Annotated in this window: 21 protein-coding genes and 1 tRNA gene; 14 read left to right on the forward strand and 8 right to left on the reverse strand. The window is 61.9% G+C overall.

Translation table 11 applies throughout. From position 1 onward, the window contains the following. Positions 1-6 precede the first annotated feature (6 nt). The 4 genes from gap (at position 7) to VRS74_RS09190 (ending at position 3683) form a co-directional block, all read left to right on the forward strand. Positions 7-1014 (forward strand): type I glyceraldehyde-3-phosphate dehydrogenase, encoded by a 1008-nt coding sequence (gap, locus tag VRS74_RS09175; RefSeq protein WP_354144955.1) that lies wholly within the window; start codon positions 7-9, stop codon positions 1012-1014. 12 nt (positions 1015-1026) lie between these two features. Continuing rightward, positions 1027-2229 carry a phosphoglycerate kinase gene (locus VRS74_RS09180; RefSeq protein ID WP_354144956.1) on the forward strand — a complete coding sequence of 401 codons (1203 nt, stop codon included), beginning with the start codon at positions 1027-1029 and terminating at the stop codon, positions 2227-2229. Continuing rightward, on the forward strand, positions 2226-2684 hold the full coding sequence (locus tag VRS74_RS09185; RefSeq protein WP_354144957.1) for a PaaI family thioesterase: 459 nt from the start codon (positions 2226-2228) through the stop codon (positions 2682-2684). The genes VRS74_RS09180 and VRS74_RS09185 overlap by 4 nt, the downstream gene beginning before the upstream one ends. 108 nt (positions 2685-2792) lie before the next feature. Then, entirely contained in the window at positions 2793-3683 is an 891-nt protein-coding gene (locus VRS74_RS09190) for a fructose bisphosphate aldolase (RefSeq protein WP_354144958.1), read from the forward strand. Positions 3684-3707: 24 nt separating this feature from the next. Here VRS74_RS09190 and VRS74_RS09195 read toward each other — a convergent pair whose 3' ends face one another. After that, positions 3708-4076, reverse strand: coding sequence for a hypothetical protein (locus VRS74_RS09195; RefSeq protein ID WP_354144959.1), 369 nt, complete (start codon positions 4074-4076; stop codon positions 3708-3710). Between the two features lie 131 nt (positions 4077-4207). On the opposite strand from VRS74_RS09195, the gene thiE reads away from it, so the two are divergent. Continuing rightward, positions 4208-4855, forward strand: coding sequence for a thiamine phosphate synthase (thiE, locus tag VRS74_RS09200; RefSeq protein WP_354145049.1), 648 nt, complete (start codon positions 4208-4210; stop codon positions 4853-4855). Here the strand turns inward: thiE and VRS74_RS09205 are convergent. Further along, positions 4849-5205 carry an elongation factor P gene (locus VRS74_RS09205; RefSeq protein ID WP_354144960.1) on the reverse strand — a complete coding sequence of 119 codons (357 nt, stop codon included), beginning with the start codon at positions 5203-5205 and terminating at the stop codon, positions 4849-4851. The genes thiE and VRS74_RS09205 overlap by 7 nt on opposite strands. Positions 5206-5333: 128 nt before the next feature. Here VRS74_RS09205 and efp point away from each other — a divergent pair, with 128 nt between their 5' ends. Continuing rightward, positions 5334-5897, forward strand: coding sequence for an elongation factor P (efp, locus tag VRS74_RS09210; RefSeq protein WP_354144961.1), 564 nt, complete (start codon positions 5334-5336; stop codon positions 5895-5897). A gap of 4 nt (positions 5898-5901) precedes the next feature. Continuing rightward, entirely contained in the window at positions 5902-6720 is an 819-nt protein-coding gene (locus tag VRS74_RS09215; RefSeq protein ID WP_354144962.1) for an inositol monophosphatase family protein, read from the forward strand. Between the two features lie 168 nt (positions 6721-6888). Here VRS74_RS09215 and VRS74_RS09220 read toward each other — a convergent pair. Further along, positions 6889-6973 (reverse strand) — tRNA-Leu (locus tag VRS74_RS09220). Positions 6974-7017: 44 nt separating this feature from the next. Continuing rightward, on the reverse strand, positions 7018-8067 hold the full coding sequence (locus VRS74_RS09225; protein ID WP_354144963.1) for a zinc-binding dehydrogenase: 1050 nt from the start codon (positions 8065-8067) through the stop codon (positions 7018-7020). A 153-nt stretch (positions 8068-8220) separates the two neighbouring features. Here VRS74_RS09225 and VRS74_RS09230 point away from each other — a divergent pair, with 153 nt between their 5' ends. Continuing rightward, the gene (locus tag VRS74_RS09230) at positions 8221-9993 is read left to right on the forward strand and encodes an SLC13 family permease (RefSeq protein ID WP_354144964.1); all 1773 of its coding nucleotides are present in this window, start codon (positions 8221-8223) and stop codon (positions 9991-9993) included. A gap of 121 nt (positions 9994-10114) precedes the next feature. On the opposite strand, the gene VRS74_RS09235 is transcribed toward VRS74_RS09230, so the two are convergent. Together VRS74_RS09235 and VRS74_RS09240 are read right to left on the reverse strand one after the other, a co-directional pair. Beyond that, positions 10115-10288 carry a hypothetical protein gene (locus tag VRS74_RS09235; protein WP_354144965.1) on the reverse strand — a complete coding sequence of 58 codons (174 nt, stop codon included), beginning with the start codon at positions 10286-10288 and terminating at the stop codon, positions 10115-10117. Positions 10289-10313: 25 nt separating this feature from the next. Further along, on the reverse strand, positions 10314-11912 hold the full coding sequence (locus tag VRS74_RS09240; RefSeq protein WP_354144966.1) for an isocitrate lyase: 1599 nt from the start codon (positions 11910-11912) through the stop codon (positions 10314-10316). A gap of 150 nt (positions 11913-12062) precedes the next feature. Here VRS74_RS09240 and VRS74_RS09245 point away from each other — a divergent pair, with 150 nt between their 5' ends. The 4 genes from VRS74_RS09245 (at position 12063) to VRS74_RS09260 (ending at position 18192) form a co-directional block, all read left to right on the forward strand. After that, positions 12063-13448, forward strand: coding sequence for a helix-turn-helix domain-containing protein (locus VRS74_RS09245; RefSeq protein ID WP_354144967.1), 1386 nt, complete (start codon positions 12063-12065; stop codon positions 13446-13448). 239 nt (positions 13449-13687) lie between these two features. Beyond that, the gene (gene prsK, locus VRS74_RS09250; RefSeq protein ID WP_354144968.1) at positions 13688-15808 is read left to right on the forward strand and encodes an XrtA/PEP-CTERM system histidine kinase PrsK; all 2121 of its coding nucleotides are present in this window, start codon (positions 13688-13690) and stop codon (positions 15806-15808) included. After that, entirely contained in the window at positions 15808-17172 is a 1365-nt protein-coding gene (prsR, locus tag VRS74_RS09255) for a PEP-CTERM-box response regulator transcription factor (RefSeq protein WP_354144969.1), read from the forward strand. Before prsK ends, prsR begins: the two co-directional genes overlap by 1 nt. 60 nt (positions 17173-17232) lie before the next feature. Next, entirely contained in the window at positions 17233-18192 is a 960-nt protein-coding gene (locus tag VRS74_RS09260) for a bile acid:sodium symporter family protein (protein ID WP_354144970.1), read from the forward strand. On the opposite strand, the gene VRS74_RS09265 is transcribed toward VRS74_RS09260, so the two are convergent. Continuing rightward, positions 18170-19249, reverse strand: a complete 1080-nt coding sequence (locus VRS74_RS09265) for a DUF475 domain-containing protein (protein WP_354144971.1) — start codon at positions 19247-19249, stop codon at positions 18170-18172. The genes VRS74_RS09260 and VRS74_RS09265 overlap by 23 nt on opposite strands. A gap of 7 nt (positions 19250-19256) precedes the next feature. After that, positions 19257-20129 (reverse strand): 3-methyl-2-oxobutanoate hydroxymethyltransferase, encoded by an 873-nt coding sequence (gene panB, locus VRS74_RS09270; protein ID WP_354144972.1) that lies wholly within the window; start codon positions 20127-20129, stop codon positions 19257-19259. A gap of 115 nt (positions 20130-20244) precedes the next feature. Between panB and VRS74_RS09275 the strand changes: the two genes are divergently transcribed. Together VRS74_RS09275 and VRS74_RS09280 are read left to right on the forward strand one after the other, a co-directional pair. After that, positions 20245-21669 carry a sodium-dependent transporter gene (locus VRS74_RS09275; protein ID WP_354144973.1) on the forward strand — a complete coding sequence of 475 codons (1425 nt, stop codon included), beginning with the start codon at positions 20245-20247 and terminating at the stop codon, positions 21667-21669. Positions 21670-21757: 88 nt separating this feature from the next. After that, positions 21758-23335: an amino acid permease gene (locus VRS74_RS09280; protein ID WP_354144974.1), complete on the forward strand. Its 1578-nt coding sequence runs from the start codon at positions 21758-21760 to the stop codon at positions 23333-23335. Positions 23336-23432: the final 97 nt, after the last annotated feature.

Raw genomic sequence — 23432 nt, forward strand, 5'->3', positions numbered from 1 at the left:
TCTCTCATGGCGACCAAGGTTGCAATCAATGGTTTTGGGCGGATCGGGCGCAATGTGGCGCGCGCGATCCTCGAGCGCACCGATCACGATCTCGAACTGGTTTCGATCAACGATCTCGCTTCTGCGAAGGCCAACGCCATGCTGTTCCAGCGCGACAGCGTGCACGGCGCATTTTCGGGCACGGTCGAAGTCGACGGCAACGACCTGATCATCAACGGCAAGCGCATCCATGTGACCGCTGAGCGCGATCCGGCGAATTTGCCGCATGCCGCAAACGGCGTCGATATCGCGCTCGAATGCACCGGCTTCTTCACTGATCGCGCATCGTGCGAAAAGCACCTTGCGGCCGGCGCCAAGAAGGTGCTGATCTCGGCACCGGGCAAGAATGTCGACCTTACCGTTGTCTATGGTGTCAATCATGACAAGCTGACGGCCGAGCACACCGTGGTTTCCAACGCATCGTGCACCACCAACTGCCTCGCGCCCTTCGCTAAGGTGCTGAACGACGCGATCGGGATTGAGCGCGGCCTTATGACCACGGTCCACGCCTATACCAACGACCAGAAGATCCTCGACCAGATCCACGAAGATCCGCGCCGCGCCCGCGCTGCAGCCATGTCGATGATCCCGACCACCACCGGCGCTGCCCGCGCGGTGGGTGAAGTGCTGCCCGAACTCAAGGGCAAGCTCGACGGTTCTGCTATCCGCGTGCCGACCCCGAACGTCTCGGTGGTAGACTTGACCTTCCAGCCCAAGCGCGAAACGACCAAGGAAGAGGTCAACGCGCTGCTCAAGGCCGCTGCCGAAGGCCCGATGAAGGGCGTGCTCGGCTATTCGGACGAACCGCTAGTCTCGATCGACTATAACCACTGCCCCAACAGCTCGACCATCGACAGCCTCGAAACGGGCGTGATCGACGGCAAGCTGGTGCGTGTGCTCAGCTGGTACGACAACGAATGGGGCTTCTCCAACCGCATGGTCGATACAGCAGGCGTGATGGGCGGCCTGCTCTAAGGGAGTTGAATGATGGCGGGCTTCAAGACCCTCGACGATCTTCCCGATGACCTGACCGGCAAGGTCGCGCTGGTGCGCGTCGACCTGAACTTGCCGATGAAGGACGGATCGGCGACCGACGTCACGCGCGTCGAGGCTTCGAAGCCCACTATCCTCGAACTGACGGGCAAGGGTGCCAAGGTGCTGCTGCTTGCGCATTTCGGCCGCCCGAAGGGTCAGCGCAGCTCGGTGCTGTCGAGCAGCATGGTGCAGGGCGATGTCGAGCGTGTGCTCGGCAAGGAAATCATGTTCATTCCCGAGGTTGCGGGGCCGGTGGCTCAGCAGGCGATTGGCATCCTTCGCCCTGGCGATATCGGGCTGATGGACAATGTCCGCTTCTGGCCCGGCGAGGAAGCCAATGATCCCGAGTTCGCCAAGTCGATCGCGGCCAATGGCGACTTCTACGTCAATGACGCCTTTTCCGCCGCGCATCGCGCCCATGCGACGACCGAAGGGCTGGCACATCTGCTTCCGTCCTATGCCGGGCGCGCGATGGAAAAGGAGCTGAATGCGCTCGAGGCTGCGCTTGGTTCGCCACAAACGCCGGTTGCGGCAGTCGTGGGCGGGGCCAAGGTCTCGACCAAGCTTGCGGTGCTCGAAAACCTCGTCGGCAAGGTCCAGCACCTGATAATTGGCGGCGGCATGGCCAATACATTCCTTGCCGCGCGCGGGGTGAATGTTGGCAAGTCGCTTTGCGAGCATGACCTGACCGCGACTGCCAACAAGATCATGGACGAAGCCGACCATGCCGGATGCACCGTGCATCTTCCCTATGACGTGGTGGTGGCGAAGGAATTTGCGCCCAATCCGCCCTCGCTCAGGGTCTGCAACGTCCATGAGGTCGCTGCGGACGAGATGATCCTCGATATCGGGCCGCAAGCGGTCGAGGCGCTGGGCGATGTGCTCAAGACTTGTCGCACGCTGGTATGGAACGGGCCGCTGGGCGCTTTCGAAACGCCTCCCTTCGACGAGGCGACTGTCGCGCTTGCGCGCATGGCTGCCGCGCTGACGCAGGAGGGATCGCTCGTGTCGGTCGCTGGCGGCGGCGACACCGTCGCCGCGCTCGCCCATGCTGGTGTCACCAATGACGTGACTTACATTTCGACTGCGGGTGGCGCCTTCCTCGAATGGATGGAAGGCAAGGTGCTGCCCGGGGTGGCGGCGCTGAGCCAATGAGCGAGAACGAAGCCGTAGGATCCAGCGGCGGGCTCAAGCCGATCGCCGAAGGCGAATGGGCCGGTTGGTCGACCTGGCAAAGCGACGCCTTCGAGCAACGCGCAGGACCGTTCTATGAGCGGATCGACGAGAATGGCGAAATGGTCAGCGCGTTTCGCGCCGAGCCGCGTCACATGAACGGCGCGGGTTTCATGCATGGCGGCTGCCTGATGACCTTCGCCGATTCGGCGCTGTTCACCATCGCCAGCAGGGAATTGGGCGACGACCGCGGCGTCACGCTCAGCCTCACGGGCGACTTCCTCGATCCCGCGCGTGTCGGCCAGCTGGTCGAGGGGCGGGGCCGCGTGGTCAGGGCAGGCGGAAAGACGATTTTCGTCGAGGGGCTTGTCACCGCTGACGACCAGCCGGTGCTGCGTTTCAACGGCATCATTCGCAAGGTGGGCAAGAAATCCTGATACCCGGTTTGGCCCCGTTGCCCCGCGAGTGAGTCGACGCTAAGTGCGCGCCGAACGCATACGTATGCGCAATGAATTCCAGACCAGATCTCAAGACAGGACGCTGCCATGACTTTCGATGAAATGACCGCCAGGATTGCCAATGACGACGGGTTCATTGCCGCGCTCGACCAGTCTGGCGGATCGACGCCCAAAGCGCTGCGAGGCTATGGCGTGAGCGACGACGAATGGTCGGGTGATGACGAAATGTTCGCGGCGATCCATGCGATGCGCAGCCGCGTGATCACCGCTCCCAGCTTTTCCAGCGGCAAGGTGATCGGTGCGATCCTGTTCGAAAAGACCATGGACGGCATGGTCGATGGCATGCCCACTGCAGATGCGCTGAAAGCGCGCCGCGTCGTGCCCTTTATCAAGGTGGACGAAGGCTTGCAGGACGAAGCAGACGGCGTCCAGCTGATGAAGACCATGACCAAGCTCGACGCGCTGCTCGACAAGTCGGTCGCGGCTGGCATGTTCGGCACCAAGATGCGCTCGGTGATCAAGTCGGCGAACCCCAAGGGTATCGCGGCGATCGTTGCGCAACAGTTCGAGTACGGCAATCGCATTGCGGATAAGGGCCTCGTCCCGATCCTTGAGCCCGAATATGACATCACCGCCGCCGATCGCGCGGAAGGCGAAAAGATCCTGCTGGCAGAACTGGCCAAGGGGCTCGATGCGCTGCCTGAAGGCCGCAAGGTTATGCTCAAGCTGTCGATCCCGGTCGAACCGAACCTTTACGCCCCGCTCATCGCGCACCCCAATGTGCTGCGCGTGGTCGCGCTTTCGGGTGGTTATTCGACCGAAGAAGCCTGCGAGCACCTCGCCAAGAACAAGGGAATGATCGCCAGCTTCAGCCGCGGCCTGCTGCAGGATTTGCGCAAGGACCAGACCGACGCAGAATTCGACGCTGCGCTGGGCAAGGCGATCGACCAGATTTACGCTGCATCTGTGGCCGGCTGATCCGACGGGCGGCGCGATCGCCGCCTAGAGGTCGCGCTCGTAAATGTAGGTCAGCCCGTATTCCCTCAGCGGAATTGCGCCGTATTCGCGCGGCTTGGCCGTGGTCGAAATCAGCGTGAGCCAGCCTCCCGGGACGCGCTGCGGAACACCGAGTTCAAAGTTGTAGCCCTTCCGTCGGCTTCCGTCGACAATCACCGCAGCCACGACCAGATGCTCGTCGCGGAAGCACAGCTCGCGGTCGGGGCAACGGGTGTCCTCGAAAACGCCTACGGTATAGAAAGACAGCCCGCCTTCGAGCGCGACGCGTTCGAACATCGCGACCTCGCTGGTGATGGGAGCCGCGCTGGCGGCGGCAAGCAGCGTGAGCGACGATCCAATGGCGAATAGCGGCATGGCGGCTTCTCCTTTGCCGGGCGATCATAGCGCAATTCCAGCCGCGCATGAGCGCGATACTGGCACTGTCTCGCAAGCGGACAGATTCGATCGTGTTGGCGGGCGGCGATGTCGCGGCTATGGCACGCCGCATGAGTGACCAGACGCTTTCGACTCAGTTGTACCTGATTTCACCGCTCGACGTTTCGGGCGATTTTCCGCAGCGGCTCGAGCGCGCGCTCGACGCGGGACCGGGGCTGATCACCGCGTTCCAGTTTCGCGTGAAGGATACGGACCAGCACGAGGCTGCACGCCTGGCGGAGCCGCTCCAGGCGATCTGCGCCGCGCGCGATGTGGCCTTCATCGTCAATGACAGCATCGCGCTTGCCAAGCGGCTCAAGGCCGACGGGGTCCACCTTGGCCAGAAAGATGGCTGCCCGAAAGAGGCGCGGCAGGAACTGGGGCCGCATGCGCAGATCGGCGTGACCTGCCATGACAGCCGCCACCTCGCGATGGAAGCCGGCGAGGCTGGCGCGGATTATGTCGCTTTCGGGGCATTCTATCCGTCGACCACCAAGGAAACGGAGCACCGGCCCGAGCCCGAATTGCTCAGCTGGTGGACGCAATTGTTCGAGATTCCTTCAGTCGCTATCGGCGGCATCACGCCGCAGAATTGCGCACCGCTGGTCGAAGCAGGGGCCGATTTCCTTGCTGTGTCGGGCGCGGTCTGGAACGGCGATGAGGTACAGGCAGTGAAGGATTTCGCGAAAGCGATCGCGAAGGCTTCCGCCGATCAGTAATTGCTGCCGACGCGCACGCAGATCATTCGCCCGGTCGAACCGTCCTCATTGATGGAGCGCAATTCATTCGTTCCGGTGCGGCGCAGCTGCTGGCCGTTCTTGGGGCCGCCGGTGAAGGTAAGCAGGTCGCCCCTGAGCAAATAGGTTCCGCGCCCGGTCTCGGTGCGGTAGCGCGAAGCGCGCGTGATGGTGAAGCTTTCCTCGTCCACCGGGATCAGCGCTGGGCCCGCCGCATCGCCGGGCAGCGAGCACTGGTAGGGCCCATGCGGCATGGTCTTGAGGATTTCGCCCTGCGCGGGCGCTGCCAGCGCGAGTGCGGGCAGGAAGGTGAGCGGGATGAGCCGTTTCATGGCCGCCAGCGCTATCACGTTCGCGCGCGGCTCGCCAGCCGCCTTGCCCCGCGTTCGCACCTCGGCTAAGGGCGCGCGCTACAGCAGCAGGCCTGTGGCCTGCAGGTTCCTTGAAAAGGTAAGTTCCCATGAAGATCAGCGGCGTCGATATTCGCCCCGGCAACATCCTGGAATATGAAGGCGGCATCTGGAAGGTCGCCAAGATCCAGCACACGCAGCCCGGCAAGGGCGGTGCCTATATGCAGGTCGAAATGAAGAACCTGCAAGACGGCCGCAAGACCAACGTCCGCTTCCGCAGCGCCGACACGGTTGAGCGCGTACGGCTCGACACGAAGGAATTCCAGTTCCTTTATGAAGACGGCGAAATGCTGGTTTTCATGGACAATGACACGTACGAGCAGATCAACCTGCCGAGCGACCTCCTTGGCGATGCGCGCCCCTTCCTGCAGGACGGGATGCAAGTGACGCTCGAATTGTGGGAAGAAAAGCCGATCAGCGTCGAGCTTCCCGCGCAGATCGAGGCCACCATCGTCCAGGCCGATGCCGTGGTGAAGGGGCAGACCGCCTCTTCCAGCTACAAGCCCGCGATCCTCGACAATGGCGTGCGCATCATGGTGCCGCCGCATATCGAAAGCGGCACGCGCATCGTGGTCGACGTCTACGAACAGTCCTACGTCGGCAAGGCGAGCTAATCACGTGGCAGCGATCTCCGGCCTCATCCGCGTAATGGAAAAGGCTGCCCGCAAGGCGGGTGGCCGGTTGCGGCGCGACTTCGGCGAAGTCGAACACTTGCAGGTCAGCCGCAAGGGGCCGGCGGATTTCGTCTCAAAGGCCGATATGCGCGCCGAGCGTACGATCTATGACGAACTGCTGCAGGCGCGGCCCGATTGGGGCTTCAAGCTTGAGGAAGCCGGGGAGATCGAAGGCGATCCGAGCAAGCCGCGCTGGGTCATCGACCCGCTCGATGGCACGAGCAACTTCCTGCACGGCATCCCGCATTTCGCAATTTCGATCGCGGTGCAGGAGCCCAAGCTCGATGGATCGGGTTGGGGTGAAGTGACGGCCGGGGTGATCTACCAGCCGATCACCGACGAGACCTTCTGGGCAGAAAAAACGCGCGGTGCATGGCTGCAGGACGCCCGCCTAAGGGTTTCGGCGCGCTCGCAGATGCACGAAGCGCTCATCGCCACCGGCATTCCGTTCCAGGGGGCGGGCGATGCGGCCGAATGGATGAAGATCTACGGTGCGATCGGCCCCAATGTGGCGGGTATCCGCCGCTTTGGCGCGGCTTCGCTCGATCTTGCATGGGTCGCCGCTGGCCGGTTCGACGGCTTCTGGGAAACTGGCCTGAGCGATTGGGACACGGCGGCGGGCTGCCTGCTGGTGCGCGAAGCTGGCGGCTTTGTAAGCGACTTCCGCGGGCGTTCGGAACCTATCGCTGCGCGCCAGGTGCTAGCCGCCAACGATGCGCTGCATTCCAAGCTGCACAAGCTGCTTGCCAACGCCCTAAAGTAGCGAAGCGGTAGGGCGCAAACCGCCCTAAAGTAGCGAAGCGGTAGGGCGCAAACCGCCCTAAAGTAGCGAAGCGGTAGGGCGCAAACCGCCCTCAAGTAGCGAAGCGGTAGGGCGCAAACCGCCCTCAAGTAGCGAAGCAGTAGGGCACAAGTTGCTTTGAAGTAGCAGTGGTGCCCCTGGCCCGACTCGAACGGGCACTCCGTAAGGAACTCGATTTTGAGTCGAGCGCGTCTACCAATTCCACCACAGGGGCACTGCTTGCGGGAGCGCGGCTGTTAGCGGCGCTCGCGCGCCGCATCAAGTCACATCTATACGGATCTTGATCACGCCGTCTTCGCGACTGTCGAAAAGCGAGTAAGCGTCCGCGCCTTCGCTCAGATTGAATTGGTGGCTGAACAGCCCGGATGCCTTGAGGCGGCCTTCCTGTACCAGAGGAACCAGGTGCGGCCACATGTTGGTCACGTCGCAAATTCCGCCGCGTACGGTCACATGCTTGAACATGATCAGCGGCAGTGGAAGCGTGTCTTCAGGTTCGGGTATGCCGATAAACGACACATTCCCGCGAGAAGCGACCAGCGGCAGCGCACTGGCGATGGCACCGCTTGCTCCCGATGCTTCGAACACGGACTGTGCGCCCCGACCGCCCGTCAATTCCTGCACTTGCGCCACAAGTTCCGGTCCGGGTGCCAGAGCGGTAGCACCAAGTTTTTCGGCCATCGCACGGCGCGAGGCGACAGGATCGATAGCAAAGACCTGCGAGGCGCCGAGAAGGTAGGCCAGCTCTACTCCGATAAGCCCGATCGGGCCGAGTCCGATCACCGCCACTGACCCGCCGGGCATGGGTTCGGCGCGGGTCAGGCCGAAATAGGCGGTGGCCATGGCATCGGTCAGCAGCATGGCGTGCTCGTCCGAAAGCCCTTCGCGGCTGTAGAGCGTGGCGTCGGCATTGGGCACGCAGACGAACTCAGCCTGGCCGCCTTCCAGCGTCGGACCGATTCCGAACGCAGTCGCATGTCGGCAGGCGCCAGCATTGCCCGTACGGCAGGCCGGGCATCTCCCGCAGCCAGTGCCGCCCGCAGCGAGCACTTTCTCGCCAACGCGGAAGCCGTGCACTTCCGCGCCCGTTTCGACCACTTCGCCGATGAATTCATGCCCGCAGCAGAATTTGGGTGCCTCAGCGGCATAGTCGGTCGAGCCGATATGCGCGCCGTGATACATGTGGAGGTCGCTGCCGCAGATCGAACAGCTTTCGACCTTCAATATGGCGCTGTTGGGGCTGCGTAACTCGGGGTCGGCATAGCTGTCATAGCGGATGTCCCGCGGCCCGTTGAATACCAGTGCCTTCATCTCGTTTTCCTCTCATGCGGTTATCCCGCAAAGAGACCATTGCCGCTCGTCTCAGGCGCCGCAACCAGCGCTTTTGGGAAAAGGCCTTGTCTTTTCATCCAGCCTTTGGGATTCATGCGGTTAGCGATGCTGGCCTTACCTTCCTTCCATGCCATGGCAGCGATGGCGGTGACGCTGGCGATGTTCGTTGCGTTCGCGCGCGGGCGCATGCCGGTCGAGATCATTTCGCTGCTCACGATCGCAGTAATTGCGGTGGGACTTTATTTCTTCCCGCTTGAAGGTACCAACCCCACCGACGGGCTTGCGCTCGCCTTCTCGGGCTTCGGCCATTACGCATTGATCACGATCTGCGCACTGATGATCATGGGGCGCGGCCTGGTCGTGACTGGGGCGCTCGAACCGGCAGCGCGCTTGCTGGAGCGGGTTTTCAAAATCAACTTGCAGCTTGGGCTGCTCGTATCATTGCTGCTGGCCTTGTTCTTGTCGATGGGCGTCAACGACACGCCTGTTCTGGTGTTGCTGATGCCGATTTTCGTGGCGCTGGCCGCGCGCGGGGCAATGCCTGCATCGAAAACACTCATTCCGCTCAACGCGGCGGTGTTGATCGGCGGCATGGCGACAACGATCGGCACTTCAACCAATATCCTTGTGGTTTCGATTGCCGTCGACCTGGGCATGCCAACAATGGGCGTGTTCCATTACACGCCGATCGTACTGATCGCGGCGCTGATAGCGCTGCCCTATCTATGGTTGGTGATGCCGCGCCTGCTGGGTGACAACAGCGTGGAAAGCAAGGCCGTCCAACGGCGCTTCCATACCCGCCTCAGGATTGCGCCGGACAGCTCGCTGGCGGGGGTCGAGCTTTCTTCCATCCTGCCGCGCCTGCCGGGGGATATTCGCTTTCACGACCACCCAAGTGGTCCGCTCCAGCCGCAACAGCGTCTCCACATATCGGGCACACACGAAGCGCTCGAGGATGCGATGCGCGTTCTCAAGGGGCATCTCGCGCCAAGTTGGGTGGTCGACCGTATCCGGCGCGAATCCGCGGCCAAGGGGCAGGATATCACCGTCGTCGAGATGACGGTAACTGCCGACTCGCGGCTTATCAGCCGGACACTGCCGACTTCGGGCATCGCCGATCTTTACGGCGTTGCCGTGTTGGGAATCCACCGGCCCGAAAGGCTGATGGGCGAGCGCGACCAATACAGCCAGGGCGGCGACTTGCGGATTTCGGAAGGCGACGTGTTGCTGGTGATGGGCCTGCCCGGCAGCCTGCAGGATTTCGCCGATGCCGACAGCCTGCTGATGCTCGAGGGCGCGCGCGAACTGCCGCGCAAGTCGAAGGCGCTGCTCGCTGCGGCGATCATGATCTTCTCGGTCTTTACTGCCTCAATTGGCATCTTCCCGATCGCGATATCGGCGCTGGCAGGCGCAATCCTGATGTTCGTGACCGGCTGCGTGAAGTTCGACCGGGTAGGGCGCGCCCTTTCCGCGAGAGTGATCGTGCTCGTTGCCGCCAGCATTGCGATCGGGCGCATCGTGCTCGAAAGCGGTGCTGCGGAATGGCTGGGCGAGGCACTGGCGATGGGGTTGCAGCACTTGCCGCCCGCTGCGGTGTTGGCGGCGATCATGCTGTTCGTGACGCTTCTGACCAATTTCGCTTCGAACGCTACGGCCGCAACAGTGGGCACGCCAATTGCCTTCAAGATCGCGACCCAGCTCGGCCTGCCACCGGAGCCGCTGATCCTGGCCGTGCTGTTCGGCTGCAACCTCTGTTACGCGACTCCGGTAGCTTACCAGACGAACATGCTGATCATGTCCGAAGGCAGCTACCAGTTCAACGACTACATTCGTACTGGCGTGCCACTGGTGTTCCTGATGGTCACTGTGCTTTCGGTGCTGCTGGTCACGACCTACGGCATGTAGGTCGTCAATTCGGTCCATCCCAGACATCTGACGGCCGCCGGTGCGGGGGGTGCACCGACGGCCGTGTCTCCTCCCCAGGAGAATGGTAACGGGGCGAAGGGGGCGCCCCGAAAAGGGTTACTTAGCCATAATTGCCGAGTCGGTGATGAAGCGCATTGATCTTGGCCAATTCGTCGCGGTCCTCTGTGGTCCGGGCGTAGCTTTCGAGCGCACGGCGAAGCAGCTTGAAGTCCGCGGTTGAGAGCAGTGCCCTCGCACGTCCCGGTTCGCTCGGCTTGGTTTCGCTATCGGTCATAGTCGTTCTCCCTCAAGGCTGCGCGTTACGCAGCCTCGAACTGGTTCATCGTGTTGTCCTTGCCAGCTGCCTTTAGGGCCGCTTCGCCAGCGAAATATTCCTTGTGGTCGTCGCCGATGTCGCTGCCAGACATGTTCTGGTGCTTCACGCAGGCGATACCCTGGCGGATTTCCTGCCGCTGGACGTTCTTGACGTAGCCCAGCATGCCCTGGTCGCCGAAGTATTCCTTGGCGAGATTGTCGGTGCTGAGTGCAGCCGTGTGATAGGTCGGCAAGGTAATGAGATGGTGGAAGATGCCTGCCTGCGCCGCCGCGTCCTTCTGGAAGGTACGGATGCGTTCATCGGCTTCAGCGGCGAGTTCGCTGCCGTCATAGTCCGCGCTCATCAGCTTGGCCCTGTCATAGCCCGAAACGTCCTTGTCTGCTTCGGTCCATGCGTCGAACACCTGCTGGCGGAAGTTGAGCGTCCAGTTGAAGCTGGGCGAGTTGTTGTAGACCAGCTTGGCATTGGGAATGACCTCACGAATGCGGTTCACCATCCCGCCGATCTGGCCGATATGCGGCTTTTCGGTTTCGATCCACAGCAGGTCTGCGCCGTTCTGGAGCGAAGTGATGCAATCGAGCACACAGCGGTCTTCACCCGTTCCCGAGCGGAACTGGTAGAGGTTGCTGGGCAGGCGCTTGGGGCGCAGCAGCTTGCCGTTGCGGGTGATCAGCACGTCGCCATTGCCGATCTGGCCTGCTTCGACCTCGTCGCAATCGAGGAAGGAATTGTACTGGTCGCCCAGGTCGCCTGCTTCCTTCGAGAAAGCGATCTGCTTGGTCAGGCCAGCGCCGAGCGAGTCGGTGCGGGCAACGATGATCCCGTCATCGACACCGAGTTCGAGGAAGGCATAGCGAACCGCGCGGATCTTCTGCAGGAAGTCCTCATGCGGAACGGTGACCTTGCCGTCCTGGTGGCCGCATTGCTTTTCGTCGGAAACCTGGTTTTCAAGCTGGATGGCGCAAGCGCCGGCTTCGATCATCTTCTTGGCGAGCAAATACGTCGCTTCGGCATTGCCGAAACCGGCGTCGATGTCCGCGATGATCGGGACGACATGCGTTTCGTAGCTGTCGATTGCATGTTCGATGCGCTTTGCTTCAACTTCGTCGCCACGCTCGCGCGCAGCATCCAGATCGCGGAACATCATGCCCAGTTCGCGTGCGTCGGCCTGGCGCAGGAAGGTGTAGAGTTCCTCGATCAGAGCGGGAACCGAGGTCTTCTCATGCATCGACTGGTCGGGAAGCGGCCCGAATTCGCTACGGAGCGCGGCAATCATCCAGCCCGACAGGTAGAGGTAACGCTGCTTGGTGCTGCCGAAATGCTTCTTGATGCTGATCATCTTCTGCTGGGCGATGAAGCCGTGCCAGCAGCCCAGCGACTGGGTGTAATTGGCAGGATCGGCATCATAGGCCGCCATGTCAGCGCGCATGATCTTCGCGGTGTACCTGGCGATGTCGAGACCCGAGCGGAAGCGGTTCTGGAATTGCATGCGCGCGGCACTCTCGGCATCAATCGCATTCCACGGCGAGCCATTCGTTGTGATGGTCTTGCGCAGATCGGCGATGGTGGCCTGGTAAGTCATTTGCTGTCTCCTGACGGGGCGGGAAGGTGCCCCTCGCGAACAGGAATGACGTACGAATCGCCCGGACAACAGAAAAAATTACAAAATATCTTGTCTCAATGAGCAGGTTTGGGCTTTTCAGAGTGTAAAAATGTAAATATATTTACAAATATGACCGAGAACCTGCTCCTTGCTGGCCCGGCTCTGCGTCGCCTGCGCAAACGCGAGGGGCTGACCCAGGCGACCATGGCCGCCACACTTGGAATTAGCCCGAGTTACCTCAATCTGATCGAGCGGAACCAGCGTCCGCTTTCCGCGCGGGTGCTGATGCAGGTGATTGAGCGGTTCGACTTCGATCCCCGTTCGCTGCGGGAAGATGAAGCGATTGGCGGGGTCGACGGTATGGCGCGGCGCCTTGCCGACGAACGTTTCGCCGATCTGGGGATCGACCGGGACGAAGTCAGCGAATTGCTGGCAGTCGCTCCGCAGGCCGCGGCGGCCCTCGCGCGGCTCTACGACCGTAGCGGTCAGGATGCGGGCGGAGTCAATGACTCGCTTGTCGCATCACGGCGGGAGATCGAGCGATGGCGCAACCATTTCGCCGATCTCGATCATGCAGCGGAGCAACTTGCCGACGAGTTGCGCCTGTCCCATGGCGACCTTGGTGCGGCCCTGACCGAGCGGCTACGCGAAAGGCATCAACTGACTGTACGGATCCTGCCGCTCGATGTCATGCCCGATGCCCTTCGCCGGCTCGACCTCCATGCGCGCCAGCTGCAACTCTCCGAGATGCTCGACCGATCCTCGCGCAATTTCCAGATCGCGTCGCAGCTCGTCTCGCTCGAGCAGCGAGAAGCGATATCCAAGCTTGTGGCCGGTGCCCAGCTCGACGACAATGCCGCGCGCCAGTTGTTCGAACGGCACCTCACCGCCTATTTCGCCGCTGCCCTGCTGATGCCATATGGCCGTTTTCTCCGTGCCTGCGAGCAGACGGGATATGATTTCACCGTCCTGCAGCGCCGTTTCGGCGTCAGTTTCGAACAATTGGCGCATAGGCTCACCACGCTCCAGCGGGTTGGGCAGCGTGGACTGCCTTTCTTCATGGCGCGGCTCGACCGGGCGGGCCAATTCTCGAAGCGTTTCTCCGGTGCGAGTGGCGCGACGCTTCTCGAAAGCGAGGCTACATGTCCGCTGTGGGTTGCGCACAAGGCCTTCGAACGGCGCGGCGAATTCTGCGTACAACCGGTCATGGTCGAAGGTGCAGATTCCGGGCCGGCTCATTGGCTTACTATCGCGAGGACGGTCGAAGCGATTGGTGCGGGTGAAGACGCGACATTTGTTATCGTGCTGGGCGTGGAGGCACGGTTTGGCGGGCAGTTGACGCTGGCCAAGGGAATATCGCTCGACCAAGCGGCCGCGCAGCCAATCGGGCTAGGTTGCGCGCGATGCTATCGCGAGGGGTGCCGCCAGCGTTCGCTCCCGCCCAGAGGTGCGCCGCTGCGGGTCGACCGCGTGGCGCGCGGCGTAACACCGTTCGAATTCAGTCCCCAGCGCTAGGAGCGATCTCGCGGAAAACTTCGCCGAGTTAACCTGAGATCAACCCTGCAAACCCGCAGGAAAGCTGGCATTTCAAACCTAGTGTAAAGTTTACCGACATTTCACACCTCGGCCTTAGGCTTAGTCCTTCGAATGATGAGGCGCCGGTACGTGGTGATGCAGAGCCTGAACAATCGCGATGAACAGCGCATATTGACGCGCGTGCTTTCGCGCGCCCGGCTCAAGGCGGTGCTCGCTTGATGCCGGTAGTCGAAACAGGGCTGTTCGCGACAGTAGGGCTAGCCAGCAATGTGCTGGGCGCAATCGCCTGCATAGCTGCGGCGCTGTGGATCCTGCGCAAGGGCGACCGTTCGCGGCTCGACCGGCATGCGGCCATAGTTGCCGTTGCGCTCACCGGGCTGTGGTCAGGGCTGGCTGCGGCGCTGACGCCGGTATCTTTGGCAGCCGAACTGGCTGAGTCAGCGCGCAACATTTCCCTTATCTATCTGTTGTTCCGACTGTTCGCGAATGACGGGCGTGATGAGAGCCTGCGGCCGATCCGCCCGCTCGTGATCACCCTGTTCCTCGTCGAGCTTTCCCAACTTCCGCTGATGATCCTGTCGATGCGGCTGGCAGTCCCGGCCGAATTCGTCGTCCTGACATTCCAGAGTGCCGCCGTGCTCCATGTCCTTGTTTCGATCGGCGCGCTGGTGCTGTTGCACAACCTCTACGCAGGTGCGGCGGCGGCCTCGCAGCGTTTGCTGCGCTGGAGCGCGATCGCACTGGCCGGGATCTGGCTTTACGACCTCAATCTGCACACCGTTGCCTACCTGAGCAGCGAATCGCCCGAACTGCTCCTAGCGCTTCGTGGATCGCTCATGGGCTTGCTTACGATCGCGCTGGCAATCGGCAGCCACCCTGCCACGGCTGGTTTGCGGTTCAGCCCTTCGCGGGCGGTTGCCTTTCGAAGCCTGTCGCTGCTGCTCATCGGCGGCTATTTGCTTGTGATGGTGGTTGTGACGCGGTCGCTCGCCCTGCTTGGCGGCGATCTTGGCCGGGTTACGCAGGTCGGCTTCCTCGTCATGGCCAGCGTCGCCGCGATCATCTGGCTGCCATCAGCGCGGGCACGTGGCTGGCTTCGCGTCATGCTCGCCAAACACCTTTTCCATCACCGCTATGATTATCGCGCCGAGTGGCTCCGCTTCACCGAGACAATGGGTCGCGGCGGGGCATCGGGCGGGAGCCTGCAAGAACGCGCGGTGAAGGCTATGGCCGATATTACCGACAGTCCCGCCGGCATCCTGCTTGCCCCTAACGAGGAGGCGGAGCTTGAACTGGTTGCACGCTGGCAATGGCCCGACCTCGATGTGCCGTCGCCGGCCGCTGGATATCGCTTTGCGGGCCTGCTCGAGCGCAGCGAATTCGTCTTCGACATAGATGCGCTGCGCGCTCGCGTTGGCACCGCGTCGGAAGCGGACGACATGCCCCAATGGCTGCGCGCCGCGCCAGCTGCCTGGGCGGTGGTGCCGCTGATCCATTTCGAACGGCTTGCAGGTGTCGTCGTGCTGGCGCGCCCGCCGCTTGCTCGCGCGCTCGACTGGGAAGACTTCGACCTGCTTCGCGCCGCCGGGCGCCAGCTGGCCAGCTATCTGGCCGAGCAGGCGGGGCAGCAGGCGCTAATGGAAGCGGCGCGGTTCGACGAGTTCAACCGACGCATCGCTTTCGTGATGCATGACATCAAGAACCTCGCCAGCCAGCTTACGTTGCTTGCCCGCAATGCCGAGAAGCATGCGGAGAACCCAGATTTCCGTGCCGACATGCTGATCACCCTGCGCAACAGCGCCGACAAGCTTCAGACCTTGTTGGCGCGACTGGGGCGTTACGGCACCGGCAAGGTTGGCGGCGGTCGCGAAGGCAATCTGGGCGCGGTCGCCAAGCGGCTCGTGCAACGCTTTGGCACGATCCATCCGGTGAAGCTCACGCGCAATGAGCTGTGCGTGGTGCAGGGAGACGCCGAAGCGCTGGAACAGGCGCTGCAGCACCTGGTGCAGAATGCGATCGACGCAAGTGCCTCCGATGCCCCGGTCTATCTCGATATTTCGAGCGACGGGCTCAACGGCCGAATTGAAATCGTCGACAGTGGTTCGGGAATGACGCCCGAATTCGTGCGCGGCGGCCTGTTCAAGCCCTTCGTCTCGTCCAAGGATGGCGGCTTCGGTATCGGTGCCTTCGAGGCGCGCGAACTGGTGCGTGCGATGGGCGGTCGGCTGAACGTCGAAAGCCGCGAGGGCCTCGGCACAAGATTTATCGTGAGCCTGCCGCTCGCAGCGGCGGCGGACCTGCTGGGCCAAGACAATCAATTCAAGAGTGAGGTGGCGTGATGGCCGACAGGAAACCCGCATTGCTGGTCGTGGAAGACGACGAGGGCCTGCAGGCGCAGCTCAAGTGGGCCTATGACGACTTCGAAGTCGTCCAGGCGACCGATCGCGAAGGCGCAATTGCCGCGTTGCGCCAGGTCGAACCCGCTGTCGTTACGCTCGATCTCGGCCTTCCGCCCGATCCGGATGGCACCAGCGAAGGCTTTGCCGTGCTGGATGCGATCATGGAACTGAAGCCCGACACCAAGGTCATCGTCGCATCGGGCCATGGCGCGCGCGAAAGCGCGCTAAATGCGATCGAACGCGGAGCTTATGATTTCTACCAGAAACCGGTCGATATCGAGGCGCTAGGCTTGATCGTGCGCCGCGCTTTCAACCTGCACCAGATCGAGCAGGAAAACCGCAGGCTGAAGGACCGCTCGGGCGATGACAATCGCGTGCTGGGCGGGCTGATCACCGCAGCTCCGGAGATGGTCAAGGTCGCGCGCACGATCGAGCGCGTCGCCAAGACCAATGTCTCAGTGATGCTGCTTGGCGCCAGCGGGACCGGCAAGGAACTGCTCGCCAAGGGGCTGCATGAATCTAGCGACCGCGCGCGCGGTCCTTTCATCGCGATCAACTGCGCGGCGATCCCGGAAAACCTGCTTGAAAGCGAACTATTCGGCCATGAGAAGGGCGCCTTCACCGGTGCGGTCAAGACGACCGAAGGCAAAATCGAAAATGCTGCAGGCGGCACGCTGTTCCTTGACGAAGTGGGCGATATCCCGCTGTCGCTGCAGGTGAAGCTTCTGCGCTTCCTGCAGGAACGCACCATCGAGCGGCTGGGCGGGCGCAAGGTGATCGAGGTCGACACCCGCATCGTATGCGCCACGCACCAGGATCTCGAGGCAATGTGCGCACAGGGCACTTTCCGTGAGGACTTGTTCTATCGCCTGGCCGAGATCGTGGTGAAGGTCCCGACCCTAGCGGAGCGGCATGGCGATGCGACGCTTCTGGCCAAGGCCTTCCTCAAGCGCTTCGCTAATGAAATGAACCCACAGGTTAGCGGCTTCGCGCCCGATGCTCTGGCCGCGATCGACGAATGGCATTGGCCCGGAAATGTGCGCGAGCTCGAAAACCGCGTGAAGCGCGCGGTGATCATGGCCGATGGCAAATTGGTCGGCGCGGGCGATCTCGACCTTCAGGAAAACGGTGAGGATCGCGACGATGTGCTCAACCTCAAGAGCGCACGCGAGGATGCAGATCGGCGCGTGATCCGCCATGCGCTGGCGCGCAGCGAAGGCAATATTTCCAGCACCGCCAAGATGCTGGGGATCAGCCGCCCGACGCTTTACGACCTGCTTAGGCAATACGGGCTGCAGGCCTGACGGGGGAAGGCAAGGCGGTCGCCACTCGACAAGCCTGCACCATGCGGGCAGTTGTCGGGGATGCGTTCGCGCCTCTCGCTCCTCGCTGACCCGATGATCGCAGTCCTGCTGGTGGCGACCTTGCTGGCGCTCGCCCTGCCGGCGGAAGGTGAGTTGCGCGAAACGGCCAGGCTGATCTCGAGTATCGGCATCTTCCTGCTTTTCCTTGTCAACGGGATGCGTGTCCCTCGCGGCGAGATTGCGCTGGGGCTGCGGAACTGGCGCTATTTCGTCCCGCTGATGCTGTGGGTTTTCGGCGTGATGGCACTGGGCGGGATGGGCTTCGCGGCAGTGGCGACGCCGCTGCTGCCGCCGCTTGTGGCGCTGGGCTTCCTGTTTCTCGGCACCCTGCCATCGACCATCCAGTCGGCGACTTCCTACACGACGCTGGCGGGCGGCAATATCGCGCTTGCCGTGGTGGGGGCGGCGCTGGTCAACATCGCCGGCGTGTTTGTCACCGCGCCGCTGTTTGCACTGATGGCCGGCAGCGCGGCTGTGGATGTCGGCTATGAAGCGATTATCCGCATCGGGATGATCCTCGTGCTGCCGTTCATGATCGGCCAGGCGCTGCAGGATTGGACCGGAGAATGGGTGCGCGAACGCAAGGCGCGGATCGTGTGGCTCGATCGGACCGTAATCGGGATTGCGGTCTATGTGGCTATGTCGGGTGCAGTCGAGCAGGGCTTGCTCCATATGTTCGGCGGGGCAATCTGGGCATGGCTGCTCGCGCTGACCGTCGCGTTCCTGCTGCTGGCCCATCTGGCGGCTTGGTGGGCCGGAGGACTGCTCGGCTATCCTCGCTCCGACCGAAAGGCCTTCATGTATGCGGGCGCGCAGAAAAGCGTGGCAATCGGGGCGCCGCTTGCTGCGATCCTCTTCAAGCCCGAGGTCGCGGGCTTCGTGATCGCACCGCTATTGCTCTATCACCTGCTGCAACTTCTGATGGCAGCGCCGCTGGCTAGCCGTCTTGCGCGGCATTGAGATCGATCATTCCGCTGCCTTCGCGGCGGTTATGCCGCACTGACCACCAGAACGACAGGCCGATCAGCGTCGCCCCGATCAGGCCGGTGATAGTTTCGGGAATGTGGAACTTGGCCGATAGCAGCATGATCGCGCCGAGCACGATGATCGCCCAGAATGCGCCGTGTTCGAGATAGCGGTACTGCGCCAGCGTGCCGGTCTGCACCAGGTGGATCGTGATCGAACGCACGAAGATCGCGCCCACAGACAAGCCCAGCGCGATGATGATCATGTTGTTCGAGAGTGCGAAGGCGCCGATCACGCCGTCGAAGCTGAAGCTAGCATCGAGCACTTCGAGGTAAAGGAACCCGCCGAGGCCTGACTTTACGATAACCCCGGCGGTACGCTTTTTCGCCTCGTGCTGCTCCAGCAGGGCAGCGATTGCGTTCACACCAATATAGGTAAGCAGTCCCAGTATGCCCGCCGTCAGGAAGGTATTCGCATCTTCAGGGCTGAGCATGGTCGACACGCCATAGATCAGCGCCAGCACGAGGCCGATTTCGACAGCTGGAACGGTCGAAAAGCGATTGATGTTGCGCTCAAGCACCGCGATCCAGTGAATCTCTTTGTCTTCCTCGAAAAAGAAGACGAGCCCGACCATCGCAAGGAACGCGCCACCGAACCCGGCAATCCCGATATGGGCCGCGGATACGATCCTTTGGTATTCCTCCGGATTGTTGAGCGACAAGTTGATCGCATCGATCGGTCCCAGCTTTGCTGCAATGGCAACGATGGCGATCGGAAACACGATGCGCATGCCGAACACTGCGATAAGGATGCCCCAAGTGAGAAAGCGGCGCTGCCACACCGGATCCATGTTCCGCAGTACGGTGGCATTGACCACTGCATTGTCGAAGCTGAGCGAGACTTCGAGGATCGACAGGACGAAAACGATCCAAAGGATGCCCAGGGTGGCAGTGATGTTTTCAGTGCTGGCCCAGCCGTACCAAACCGCAAGCGCAAGGCAGACGGAAGAGAAGGCCAGCGAGAAGCCGTAGTAGCGGATCAATGTTTGCATGGTCTCGTCAGGCCTTGGGCTGGTAGGTCTGGTCTTCGGTCGGGAAACTGCGATTGCGCACTTCCTCCGCATATTGGGCGACGGTCTTCTCGATGATGCCGGCAATGTCCTCGTAGCGTTTTACGAAGCGCGGCACGCGGTCGAACATGCCCAGCATGTCCTCGGTTACGAGCACTTGCCCGTCGCACTGGGCCGATGCTCCAATACCGATAGTGGGGCAGGAAACAGCCCTGGTAGCCTCGATCGCAATCGGTTCAACCACCCCTTCGATCACGATCGCAAAGGCACCGGCTTCGTCGAGCGCCCTGGCGTCATTGACGATTTTTTCGGCTTCCGCATCGCTGCGTCCGCGCGCACCATAGCCGCCCAGAACATTGACCGCCTGCGGGGTCAGCCCGACATGGCCCATCACCGGGATGCCGCGTTGGTTCAAGAACGCGACCGTTTCGGCCATTGCCGCGCCGCCTTCCAGTTTCACTGCCGCAGCGCCGCTCGCCTTGAGCAGGTAGGCTGCGCTTTCAAAGGCCTTTTCCTTCGACGCTTCGTAGGAGCCGAAGGGCATGTCGACCACCACCACCGAGTGATAGGAGCCCCGGACCACCGCCGCAGCATGGTTTGCCATCATTTCGAGCGTGACGGGCACCGTTGAATCGAGCCCGTAGATCACCTGCCCGAGCGAGTCCCCCACCAGCAGGATATCGCAATGCGTGTCGAGCAGTTGCGCCTGGCGCGCCGTGTATGCGGTAAGCATCACGATGGGCTGCTCGGTCACATCATCCTTCTTGCGCTGCCTGATTGCGGGAACGGTTAGCCGCCGCATCGGTTGCGGTGTGGGGTGGGAACGGCTGGTTGCCGTGTCGAGTTGGAAAGTCGTGGACATGGCGCGCTTTTAGCCCAGCCGGGGATTTGCGCAAATGCCCGCTCGACTGGACTGGCAAATCGGGGCAGTAACCACCTTCCGCAGGTCGCCACGTCAATGATATAAGGGAATACAGATGGTTGCAGCACCCGCTAACAATTCCGGAACCACCGCAACGAAGCGTGAGGGCTGGTCATCGCGAACTGCTTTTGCATTGGCTGCGATCGGAGCCGCGGTTGGTTTGGGAAATCTCTGGCGCTTTCCTGCGGAAGCGGGCGAGAATGGCGGCGGCGCCTTCGTGCTCTTCTACATCCTCTGTGTGCTGCTGATCGGTTTGCCAGTCTTGCTGTCGGAGACTCTGATCGGGCGGCACGGCCAGGCTTCTGCGCCTGAGAGCGTGCGCCGCTTGGCGATCGAAAGCGGCGCATCGAAGCATTGGGACATCTTCGCCTCGATCGGCGTCTTCGCTGCGTTCCTGATCCTGAGTTTCTACTGCGTGGTCGGCGGCTGGGTGCTCTATTACGTTGGCGTATTCATCAACGACCTTTTCCATACCGGGGTTATGGGCGGTGCGTTCCAGGGCCGCCCGGCCGAGGACATCGAAAGCCTGTTGCCCGGCCTGTTCGGTGACGGTCAGTTGATGGTCGGGCTCCAACTGCTGTTCCTAGGCATCACTGTGTATTTCGTGGCGCGCGGCGTATCGAAGGGTATCGAATGGGTGGCGACCTGGATGATGCCCGCATTCTTCGTCTTGCTCATCCTGATCACCGTCTATGGTTTCGCGACCGGCGCTGCGAGCGAGACGGTCGACTATCTGTTTACCTTCGATTTCTCGAAGCTGACCCCGCAAGTGATGCTTGCCGCCGTCGGGCAGGCGTTCTTCTCGCTTTCGCTGGGTGTGGCTGGCATGATCACCTATGGCGCCTATGCGGGGCGTGACGTCAATCTGGGCAAGACCTCGGGTATCATCGCTAGTGCCGATACCGCCGTCGCGCTCATCGCTGGGCTGTGCATCTTCCCGATTGTGTTTGCGGCAGGCCTGTCCGCCAGCGCGGGTCCGGGACTGATTTTCCAGTCCTTGCCGGTGGCTTTCCAGAACATGCCCATCGGTTCGCTGGTGGGTGTGGCCTTCTTCGTGATGGTTGCCTTCGCCGCACTGACTAGCTCGGTTTCGCTGCTTGAAGTCCCGACATCGTGGATGATGGAGCGTTTCGACATTTCTCGTGTAACCAGCGTGCTGATTGTCGGAATGGGCGCCGCAGTTCTGGGATCGCTGGCGGCATTTTCGTTCAACGACATGGCCGATTTTCGGCCGCTTGCCCTCATTCCGCTGTTCGCGGAGGCCAATTTCTTCGACGCGCTCGATGGCGTGACGTCGAAGCTGTTCATGCCGATCGGTGCACTGCTCACCTGCATCTTCGTGGGCTGGGTTGCCGATCCCAAGTTGATCGATCGCGAGAACGGGCTCGATGGGGCTCTACACAAGCTCTGGCGGTTCCTGGTGCGCTATCTGTGCCCGGCGGCGCTGATCGGGATCATGGTGAGCGGCCTTTCGGCCTAGGAATTCGTTTTCCTTGCCGGCGAATGAAGGGTAACTGTGTTCCCGTCGGGGAGGATAGGGATCTCCTCCCCTGATTGGGGAGTGCTCTATGCTATTGGACCGGGTTAAGCCGCTCGACGCAATTCTTGCGACGGCGAAGAAGAAGTCGTTGCATCGTACGCTGGGCTGGTTGCAGCTCACCTTGCTGGGGATCGGTTGCGTTATCGGCACGGGGATTTTCGTGCTGACCGCAGTCGGCGCGCAAAAGGCCGGGCCCGGACTGATGGTTGCATTCGCCATTGCCGGTCTTGTCTGCATCGTTGCTGCGCTCTGCTATGCCGAGATCGCAGCGATGATCCCGGTGGCCGGTAGCGCCTACACCTACAGCTACGCGACCATTGGCGAGTTCTTCGCATGGACCGTCGGCTGGGCGCTGATCATGGAATATGCGATTGCCGCCAGCGCCGTTTCGGTTGGCTGGTCAGGCTATTTTACCGGTACGATCCTCAACGAGTTCTTGGGCATACAATTACCTAGCTGGCTGAGCGCGGGGCCGCTGGCACTGGGCGGTGCAGAAGGCGGGCTGATCAACCTGCCTGCATTGGTGATCGCACTGCTCATCACCGGCCTGCTGGTGATTGGCACCAGCGAAAGCGCCAAGGTCAATGCCATCCTGGTGGCGATCAAGGTGACTGCGCTGACGGCCTTCATCGCGCTCACGCTCAGCAGCACCGAATTCAGCGCGGAGAAGTTCAACCCCTTCTTACCTGCGGGCCTGTTCGGTGGCTGGGGTACGGGCGTCGGTGCGGTTGGCGCGGCGGCGACTATGTTCTTCGCCTATGTCGGGTTCGACGCGGTTTCGACCGCGGCAGAAGAAACCAAGGACCCGCAGCGCAACGTACCAATCGGTCTGGTCGGTTCGCTGCTGTTCTGCACCGTGTTCTACATCCTCGTGGCTGCTGGTGCCATTGGCACGCTAGGCGGACAGCCGATCATGGATGCCGCCGGATTCCCGCTGGAGGCTGGATCGGCAGAACTGGCGCGGCAATGCGCCATGCCGGAACACGCCGAGGCGCTGGTCTGTTCGAACGAGGCGCTGGCGCATGTGCTGCGCGCGATCGGGTTCTCTGGCATCGGCAACATGCTGGGCATCGCGGCTTTCCTTGCGCTGCCGTCTGTCATTCTCGTGCTGATTTTCGGCCAGACGCGCATCTTCTTCGTGATGAGCCGTGACGGGCTGCTGCCCGAGAAGCTGAGCACCGTGCATCCCAGGTTCAAGACGCCGCACGTCGTGACGATCATGACCGGCCTCGCAGTGGCGGTTGCCGCAGCCTTTTTCCCTGTCGGTCAGCTGGCTGACATTTCCAATGCCGGTACGCTCTACGCATTCCTGATGGTGGCGGTGGCCGTAATGGTGTTGCGGGTGAAGGATCCGACGCGCCAGCGCCATTTCAAGGTGCCGGCAATTTGGCTGGTTGCGCCGCTCACGATCATCGGTTGTGTCCTGCTGTTCTTCAACCTGCCCAGCGCTGCAATGCTGTTCCTTCCGGCTTGGGGGGCGCTCGGGTTGCTGGTCTATTTCTTCTATTCCCGCAGCCGTAGCCACCTTGGGCGCGGAATCGTTGAAGTGGTTGACGATGTCGCAGGGGAGGAACTGATGGTTCCGATCCATCCGCCGCATGAGTGATCTGCGTCTGGGATGATTTGCGAAGGGGTCGCTTGCGGGCGGCCCCTTTTCTTTTGTGCGCGATTGCGAATCGGGACTGGATGGAACATAATAAGAA

Origin of the sequence: Altererythrobacter litoralis (genome assembly GCF_036324225.1) — a bacterium.
GTDB classification, from domain to species: Bacteria; Pseudomonadota; Alphaproteobacteria; order Sphingomonadales; family Sphingomonadaceae; genus Erythrobacter; species Erythrobacter litoralis_A.

Coding starts and splice junctions, on each gene's coding strand:
- VRS74_RS09260 (WP_354144970.1), top strand. CDS start 17,233: ATGCGTTCGCGCCTCTCGCTCCTCGCTGACCCGATGATCGCAGTCCTG.
- VRS74_RS09275 (WP_354144973.1), top strand. CDS start 20,245: ATGGTTGCAGCACCCGCTAACAATTCCGGAACCACCGCAACGAAGCGT.
- VRS74_RS09180 (WP_354144956.1), top strand. CDS start 1,027: ATGGCGGGCTTCAAGACCCTCGACGATCTTCCCGATGACCTGACCGGC.
- prsK (WP_354144968.1), top strand. CDS start 13,688: ATGCCGGTAGTCGAAACAGGGCTGTTCGCGACAGTAGGGCTAGCCAGC.
- VRS74_RS09225 (WP_354144963.1), bottom strand. CDS start 8,067: ATGAAGGCACTGGTATTCAACGGGCCGCGGGACATCCGCTATGACAGC.
- efp (WP_354144961.1), top strand. CDS start 5,334: ATGAAGATCAGCGGCGTCGATATTCGCCCCGGCAACATCCTGGAATAT.
- VRS74_RS09185 (WP_354144957.1), top strand. CDS start 2,226: ATGAGCGAGAACGAAGCCGTAGGATCCAGCGGCGGGCTCAAGCCGATC.
- gap (WP_354144955.1), top strand. CDS start 7: ATGGCGACCAAGGTTGCAATCAATGGTTTTGGGCGGATCGGGCGCAAT.
- VRS74_RS09230 (WP_354144964.1), top strand. CDS start 8,221: ATGGCAGCGATGGCGGTGACGCTGGCGATGTTCGTTGCGTTCGCGCGC.
- VRS74_RS09235 (WP_354144965.1), bottom strand. CDS start 10,288: ATGACCGATAGCGAAACCAAGCCGAGCGAACCGGGACGTGCGAGGGCA.
- VRS74_RS09195 (WP_354144959.1), bottom strand. CDS start 4,076: ATGCCGCTATTCGCCATTGGATCGTCGCTCACGCTGCTTGCCGCCGCC.
- thiE (WP_354145049.1), top strand. CDS start 4,208: ATGAGTGACCAGACGCTTTCGACTCAGTTGTACCTGATTTCACCGCTC.
- VRS74_RS09265 (WP_354144971.1), bottom strand. CDS start 19,249: ATGCAAACATTGATCCGCTACTACGGCTTCTCGCTGGCCTTCTCTTCC.
- VRS74_RS09245 (WP_354144967.1), top strand. CDS start 12,063: ATGACCGAGAACCTGCTCCTTGCTGGCCCGGCTCTGCGTCGCCTGCGC.
- prsR (WP_354144969.1), top strand. CDS start 15,808: ATGGCCGACAGGAAACCCGCATTGCTGGTCGTGGAAGACGACGAGGGC.
- VRS74_RS09240 (WP_354144966.1), bottom strand. CDS start 11,912: ATGACTTACCAGGCCACCATCGCCGATCTGCGCAAGACCATCACAACG.
- VRS74_RS09280 (WP_354144974.1), top strand. CDS start 21,758: ATGCTATTGGACCGGGTTAAGCCGCTCGACGCAATTCTTGCGACGGCG.
- VRS74_RS09205 (WP_354144960.1), bottom strand. CDS start 5,205: ATGAAACGGCTCATCCCGCTCACCTTCCTGCCCGCACTCGCGCTGGCA.
- panB (WP_354144972.1), bottom strand. CDS start 20,129: ATGTCCACGACTTTCCAACTCGACACGGCAACCAGCCGTTCCCACCCC.
- VRS74_RS09190 (WP_354144958.1), top strand. CDS start 2,793: ATGACTTTCGATGAAATGACCGCCAGGATTGCCAATGACGACGGGTTC.